The following is a 7,883-nucleotide window of genomic DNA, read 5'->3' on the forward strand; positions in this document are numbered from 1 at the left end:
TCATACGGCGAACTGTTCTGAACTGGCTTAGTCCTGCTCCTCTGTTCCACGGATCATACTGTTCACCAGTTGATTCAGATGAGGAAAGGAGAACGGCTTGGTTAAAAACCTGCTGTTTTTCGACATGGCTTGAGGAATTACTGTTTTTTCCTTGTCATAACCTGTCATAAAAATAACAGGTAGTTCCGGATTGATTTTCCGCATCATCTCCACCGATTCCACGCCGCCAAGCTTGGGCATGACCACATCAGAAATAACCAGATCTATATCATCATGATTCTGCTCAAACAGGCCAAGAGCCTGTTGCCCGTCGACTGCAATAATCGTCTTATATCCCAGTTTCTGCAAAACCTGCTCGGTTGCCCATAAAATCTTCTCATTATCATCAACGATAAGAATGGTGGCCTGCTTTTCTTTGACTTCACTTTGCTCAGCTTCATCCACCTGTGATACAGCAGTTTGCTTGACCTCCAGTGGCAGGTAGATATGCACTCTGGTACCGCTGTCGGGTGAACTCTCTACCTCTATCACGCCCTGATGGGTCTTCACAGCACCATATACCATGGCAAGTCCGAGGCCAGAGCCCTTACCTACCTCTTTCGTGGTAAAGAACGGTTCAAACATGTGTACCTGTACACTCTGTAAAATACCGCAGCCATTATCTTCGACGATCAGGTGTGCAAAATCCCGGTCTGTTTCATCCGGATGTCTTTGTTTGAATGCATCATCTGCCGTGAATGGCTCGACACTGCAGTGTATTCTGGGGGATGACACAGCTTCAACCGCATCACTGGCATTACCAAGCAGATTAACAATCACCTGTTGCAGCTGCGAAGCATCTCCGTTGATGGTCAAATCCTCCTGACAGACATGACATGAATGTTCGATATTCTCACCAACAATATTACCCGCCAACATCATCGTATCTTTAACCAAAGCGGAAAAAGAGATGGGAGATCGGGACACCATGCCCTTGCGGGCAAAGATCAGCAGCTGCGACACGATTTCTGCAGCATGATCGCCTAAACTTTCCACACTACGCAACTTCTCCATACACGGAGAGTTTTTATCCGTATGCAGCCTGGCCAGATAAAGATTCCCCTGCATGGCAGCCAGCGTGTTATTGAAATCATGTGCAATACCGGCAATCAGTGTTCCGATCGCCTCCATCTTCTGGGCCTGATGATATTTCTCCTCCAGACGGTTCTGATCGGTCACATCCTGTATAAACAGGCTCGCGCCAATTACCTCCCCGGCATTATCAATCACAGGATAGAAATGAGCCAACCAGTTACGCAACTGTCCCGGATAAGCTGCAGACTCAGCCTGAAGTTCAAGAGCAACAGCGGCTGTTCCAGTCTCCATGACACTCTGACAAACCGGTTCAAGCTGATGAGCAAGCTTGGGAATGGCTTCTTTAACCGTGTGCCCCAGATGCTCTTCCACTGACAAACCATCCATACCTGCCAGCGCTGGATTGATACGTTTAAAACGAAGCTCCGTATCTATAAATCCCATACCGATAGGTGCCGTAGAATAAATACTTTCCAATTCAGCGAAGTGGTGATTCAGGCTGATCTCTTTTGCACGAATTATCTCTTCAACCTGCTTGCGCTCAGAGATATCGCGAACATTAGCGATCACCGAGACAACCCCGTCAACATCAATAAGCGGACTGCCAATTGCCTCGACATGAATCCAGCTGCCATCTTTATTGCGGAAACGATACTCTTCCTGCTCCGACCCTTTACGATTATAAAACAGGCGGCCTAATGCCTTTTTTACCTTTTTCGCATCATCAGGATGAATATAATCAAAGGCATTCCTGTTTGTCAGTTCTCCGGGCGTAAAACCGGTCATGCGCTCAAATGAAGGGGATAAAAACAACATTGTCCCCATCGGATCGACAATAACAATCAGGTCATAGGAATTTTCTATCAACTGCTCAAACCGGTTTTTGTCGATGCCCATTTCAAACTGGCGCTTAAAATGCAGCGACTCATAATAATATGCGAACGAAGCAGTCAGCAGATATACCAATAATGAGCGCTGGAGAATCTCACCACTGTAAGGCAGCTGCGCCCCCGATATCTGCATCACCAGTATGGCAAGCGCATTAATGCAGAAAAACAGGATACTCCAGATCAGCCCCTGCTGAATTCCTTTCAGGAAAAATGCTGCAAACGGAAATAGAAAAGCCCAGTAAAAACCTGTCCCCTCAACACCGCCGGAGATAAACAGATAGCTGAACAGTGATAAGGTCAGCACCACCAGCAGGTCTGTCAAACGCTGGAGTGGAAAATGCCAACGCTTATCCGCTGCTGTCACCAACAGCACAACAGATGAAAAAGCAATTTCAATCGCGGCCAGAAGGTAGATACCGCTATAAACATTGAACGCTGCAAAAACAGCAAGTGCGATAGCCACCATCACACAGACACGCGTGAGTGTTTTCCGCTTCAATTCCAAAGCGATTGGACCTATATCATCCCGCCTATCTATATCCGGGACATGTACAGCTTCCGATGAGTGAAGGCTATCTCTCTGCAACGCTCCCCCCTCTGCAGCCCTTGTCAAAGCGTAACCGACATTGATCCATCAATCCGGTAAAATCCCATCCATTATAACAAGGATAATCCATGCATGCACGCCTAAATATCCGCAGTAAAAAATGGATTATTTACATTCTATTGCATCAGCCCAACCCACCATTACGAAACTCATGCGATAATGAAACCCTGCGAGTTTTATGACTTTTCCGGATATGCATGATGAACAGGGCATAATTTTTCTAAGCCTGACCACACTTTGGCCGGCTCTGTTTGCTCTGACTCCAGCTTCTGCACTGGTCGACCGGAATGGTGCATTCATATTTGCAGGCATCGCATTAATGGCATTTGCTGCTAATTCCGTGTTGTGCCGATTAGCGCCGGGTGAAGAACTGATTGATGCATCGGTTTTCACCGTGATCCGTTTACTTACAGGTGCCATTGCTCTATTGCTGATCTTAAAGAATCAGCGGCAACAATAAGCAGCCTGCATCAACAGGAAGCTGGTCAGCCAGTCTGATGTTATTTGCCTATGCAGCGGCATTTTCTTTTGCTTATGTTTCCCTGGATATGGCCACTGGCGCACTTATTATATTCGCTTCAGTGCAGCTGACCATGATACTGAGCGGAGTTTTTAGGTGCTTGCAGGAAAGAATTATTTTGATCGTCTCAGATCAGAAGAACAGGCCTAACAGACTTTCATCTCTCCAGGCTCCCCTCCTCATCTGCGGCAAGAAACACAGCTTCCCCAAACAGATATAACTTTTCAGAGAACACTAACGACTTCTTTTACCATTCAAGCGCCAGTCATAATCGAGGTATTCCACTTCGATATCACCTGCAAGCAGGCGTTTTACATCTGCGGCTGAAAGATCAAGAGACTCACTGTGCTCTGAAAAGAAAGCTTCTAGTGAGTGAAAACCTTCCCAACCACGTTCAAAATCCTGACGATACCATTTGAAGATGCTCGATATTTTCAGCGTCTGGCCTTCCAGCCTGTTGCGGCTTCTATCACGCAGAAAATTGGCCGTCGCTTCTTTCAGCTGCCTATCCAGGGTCTTGGCACTATAAGCTTCAGGCAATAGCGCTGGACAGCCAATGCTGGCGCAGTTCACGGCGAAATGGATATATGGATTCTGATATCGACCTTCTGCTCGAATAAAGCCATGCTCAATATCATCGAGCGAACGTACCTCTCCCAGCAGTGGAATAAACTCTTTTTTCCATGGGGACTGGAACAGTGAACCGAGTTCCTTGATCGACTCAATATCCGGATAAGCCGTTAATATCAGTTCAATCGTCCATGCATTGTATGCATTGATCAAAAATGCCAGTTGCGCTTGTTCTGGCCATGATTCAAATTGTTGCATACCTGTCGCTGACAATGAGGAGAGATAGTTCTTCAGATCAGATCGATCAGCGGCCATACCGGCATAATCAACCTGAGTTACCTCTCCCTGCCCAACTGTGATGACATGTTTCTTGAGTAGAGCATCCCAGTCGCTGTGATTAAATGCGGCCGCCTGAACGTTGATTGAGCTTGCAAGCAACAGACATAAGAACAGCAGCTTTCTCATGCTAACCCCGTTTCCAGGTATGGTAGCGCTCACTCAAGGCCAGCAATTTCTCAGGCGCATGGGCTCGTTTCCACTCACCCGCCGCATATTTATTGGCTTCTGAAAGTGTCGGATAGGTATGAATGGTGCCGAGAATTTTATTCAGCCCGAGACCATGTTTCATGGCCAGCACATACTCGGACAACATTTCTGCTGCATGCGCCCCCACAATTGTAACACCCAGAATTTTATCTTTGCCGGGTACGGTCAACACCTTGATGAAACCCCTGGTTTCACTATCGGCAATGGCTCTGTCCAGATCATCCAGATCATACCGAGTCACCTCATAGCCTATGCCCTTCTCTTTAGCCTCCTGTTCATTCAGGCCGACACGTGCGACTTCAGGGTCGATAAACGTAGCCCAGGGTACGACTGAATAATCAACCTTGAAACGTTTAAAGCTGCCAAACAGGGCATTTACAGAGGCATACCACGCCATATGCGCAGCCGTATGCGTAAACTGATAAGGGCCTGCCACATCACCTGCGGCAAAAATATTGGGATATAATGTTTCGAGATACTCATTGGTCACGACAGTACGTTCGGTCGGTATGCCCAGCTCTTCCAGGCCATAACCGCTCAATCTTGCTACACGTCCGACTGCACAGAGAAGTGCATCGAATTCAATCCGTTTCTCTTCACCATTCGACTCCACAACCAGCGTTTTTCGCACGCCATCCAACTCACAACGCAGTGCCTTATGACCGGTCAACACAGTGATGCCATCTTCTTCCAAGGCTGATTGAGCAAGCGCTGATACTTCTTCATCTTCCCGAATCATAATACGCGGAGCCATCTCAACCTGGGTCGTCTGTGAACCCAGACGAGCAAAACTCTGTGCCAGCTCACAGCCAATCGGACCACCACCAAGCACAACCAGTCGTTCAGGTGGTTCATCCAGTTTGGCAAACTCTTCCCACAGGGTATCACTGGTCAAATAACCGACCTCTTCAATACCCGGCAGTGGCGGAACAAAAGGTCTGGCTCCGGAAGCGATAATGATATTACGCGTTGTCAGCCGCTGAATGCTTCCATCATGCAGCGTGATTTCAACAGTCCAGGGATCAACCACTTTGGCATATCCCTGCAATACTTCGACACCCAGTTTGGTATAACGCTCCACACTATCATGGGGTTCAACTGCTCGAATCACATCATGCACACGTCTCATCACTGCCCTGAAACTGAAACGAGGACTGCTCTTCTCCAGACCATAACGGTCAGCATGCCTCAACTGCTGCGCAAGCTTGGCACTCTTGATAATAGCCTTACTCGGTACGCAACCATAGTTCAGGCAATCACCACCCATCTTATGGGCTTCCACCAGTGTAACTTTGGCTTTCACAGCCGCTGCGATATAGGAACTGACCAGCCCGGCTGCGCCACCACCAATCACTATCAGATTACGATCGTATGATTTTGGCTTGCTCCAGGCTGAATAAACACGGCGCTTCTGAACATATTGTGCAGCTTTTTTAGCCAGGATGGGAAAGATACCCAAAAGCGCAAATGAGAACAGCAGGCCGGGTGACAGTATACCGGAAAGACTATCGATATTTGCCAGTTGTGTACCTGCATTCACATACACCAGCGTACCAGCCAGCATGCCTGCCTGACTGACCCAATAAAACGTACCTGCTCGTAAAGGCGTGAGCCCCATCAGCAGATTAATCAGAAAGAACGGGAACACCGGCACTAAGCGCAGGGTAAACAGATAAAACGCGCCATCCCTGGCAATGCCATCGTTAATGGCTTTCAGCTTATCCCCGAAACGATGTTGAACACTGTCGTGCAGCAGAAAACGGGACACCAGAAAAGCCAGAGTTGCTCCGATAGTGGAGGCAAAAGAGACCAGCAATGTGCCGGTCACCAGGCCGAAAAATGCACCTGCCGCCAGTGTCATAATCGCAGCGCCAGGTAACGATAACGCTGTCACAATGATATAAACCATAAAGAATGATGCTGCGACCAACCATGGGGATTCAGCCTGGAGTGATGAAAATTCATCCTGACTCTGTTTAAGCGCTTCAAGCGTCAGATACTGATCCAGATCAAAGGCAAAGAAGCTGAGAACCCCTGACAGCACAATTAGCATAAGCAGAACTTTTTTAATCATTGTATCTCCATTTTCATACTGTTCTCATATGCAATTTTTCCTCTGGTTTAAATGAACTTGGCCACTCACATCAATAATGCCTGAGCCAACTAGTCGGAGATTCGGATTTGATATTACACAAATCATAGATTTATTGAATAAAAGGCCGAGCAAGCAACCGGCATTTTCTCATGCAGGGCATTCAGTCACTGCTGTTAAATACAAGCCTGACACAAAAAGGCAGAGTGACATTTAGTTAAATATTATTTCTTCACCCTAACGCAAAAGAGGAAGTGACATTCAGTCACTCCCTCTTTCTTGTTGGTGGCGCTTCAGGGACTCGAACCCCGGACACACGGATTATGATTCCGAGACTATTTGTTTATATGTAACATATTATTGACTATATATAATTTATTGGGGCATATTTGGGGCAAACACCCCCAATTAGGAGCCTAAAAATGGCAGTTGAAAACCGAGGTCCATATCAATGGCGAGCAAGGATAAGAAGAAAAGGTTTGCCATCCCAAACCAAGACCTTCGAAACAAAATACGAAGCCGAAGCTTGGGAACGGATGATCCTCTCTGAAATGGACCGTGGTGTATTCGTTTCACGCACGTCTGCTGAAAGTACCACCCTACTGGAATGCCTTGAACGATATCTAAAAGAGATAGTACCAGGAAAAAAAGGCTACAAACAAGATGAGAGCCGCATACGTGTTCTGAAAGGATTACCTATCGCGCATTACTATATGGCAAGCATTCGGGGGTCTGATATTGCATCTGTTCGCGATGAAATGTTACGTGATGGGAAATCCCCCAGTACAGTAGTCAAATACTTGGCTGTTATTTCACACCTTTTCAACATTGCCCGCAAAGAATGGGGAATGGAGAGTCTAGCAAACCCAGTTGAGTTGATCCGCAAACCCATTGTGAAAAATTCGCGAGACAGAAGGCTTGAAGAAAGCTTTGATGGTAAAGAAAGCGAAGAAGAGAAACTTCTGAGAGGCTGTAGAAGACAGGGAAACCCTTGGTTGGAACCTCTGGTCACCTTGGCCATCGAAACAGCCATGAGGAAAGGAGAAATGCTTGATTTGACGTGGAACAATATTGACCTAAAGGATCGAGTTGTATTCTTGCCAGACACTAAAAACGGAGAGAGTCGAGAGGTTCCTCTTTCACCACGTGCAATCAAAGTATTAAAGTCCTTACCTAAGTCGATCTCGGGGAAAGTTTTTGGCACCACTTCTTATGCCACTAGAAAGGCATTCATTAAGGTCTGCGTAAAAGCTAAAGATGCTGAGGGTGAGCCAGCCCCCATTGAAGGGCTTACATTTCATGATTTAAGACATGAAGCAACTAGCCGCCTTGCCGAAATATACCCTGCTCAGGACCTAGCAAAAATAACTGGTCACAAAGATCTAAAAATGATTTTAAGGTATTACCACCCTAGAGGAAAAGATCTAGCCAAAAAGCTTAAATAATCTGACTAAATAAAATTTAGAGAAGCGCTATATTTCATCTAGCACATTCCGAATCAACTGACTCATTTCTGATATTGCAAAAGGCTTTCTGAGAATTACTTCATCTTCCAAATTAAATTGGGTGTTTTTATCGTAACCT

The 7,883-nt window shown here is 46.5% G+C and carries 4 protein-coding genes and 1 pseudogene; 2 read left to right on the forward strand and 3 right to left on the reverse strand.

The genetic code is table 11. The features are described from left to right. Positions 1–27 precede the first annotated feature (27 nt). Positions 28–2,550 (reverse strand): PAS domain S-box protein, encoded by a 2,523-nt coding sequence (locus MMIC_RS12470; RefSeq protein ID WP_143144893.1) that lies wholly within the window; start codon positions 2,548–2,550, stop codon positions 28–30. 340 nt (positions 2,551–2,890) lie between these two features. Here MMIC_RS12470 and MMIC_RS12970 point away from each other — a divergent pair. Continuing rightward, positions 2,891–3,173, forward strand: a pseudogene (locus MMIC_RS12970) (EamA family transporter); the annotation flags it as partial. A 152-nt stretch (positions 3,174–3,325) separates the two neighbouring features. Here the strand turns inward: MMIC_RS12970 and MMIC_RS06590 are convergent. Continuing rightward, on the reverse strand, positions 3,326–4,126 hold the full coding sequence (locus MMIC_RS06590; RefSeq protein ID WP_072659669.1) for a DUF547 domain-containing protein: 801 nt from the start codon (positions 4,124–4,126) through the stop codon (positions 3,326–3,328). Between the two features lies 1 nt (position 4,127). Further along, entirely contained in the window at positions 4,128–6,281 is a 2,154-nt protein-coding gene (locus MMIC_RS06595) for a dihydrolipoyl dehydrogenase family protein (RefSeq protein WP_227819399.1), read from the reverse strand. Positions 6,282–6,721: 440 nt separating this feature from the next. On the opposite strand from MMIC_RS06595, the gene MMIC_RS06600 reads away from it, so the two are divergent. Beyond that, positions 6,722–7,744 carry a site-specific integrase gene (locus MMIC_RS06600; protein ID WP_072659670.1) on the forward strand — a complete coding sequence of 341 codons (1,023 nt, stop codon included), beginning with the start codon at positions 6,722–6,724 and terminating at the stop codon, positions 7,742–7,744. Positions 7,745–7,883 lie beyond the last annotated feature (139 nt).

The sequence above is a fragment of the Mariprofundus micogutta genome (assembly GCF_001895085.1).
GTDB lineage: Bacteria > Pseudomonadota > Zetaproteobacteria > Mariprofundales > Mariprofundaceae > Mariprofundus > Mariprofundus micogutta.

What these genes read in the sequence shown, in the direction of transcription:
- MMIC_RS06590 (WP_072659669.1), bottom strand. Translation starts at nt 4,126, where the DNA reads ATGAGAAAGCTGCTGTTCTTATGTCTGTTGCTTGCAAGCTCAATCAAC.
- MMIC_RS06595 (WP_227819399.1), bottom strand. Translation starts at nt 6,281, where the DNA reads ATGATTAAAAAAGTTCTGCTTATGCTAATTGTGCTGTCAGGGGTTCTC.
- MMIC_RS06600 (WP_072659670.1), top strand. Translation starts at nt 6,722, where the DNA reads ATGGCAGTTGAAAACCGAGGTCCATATCAATGGCGAGCAAGGATAAGA.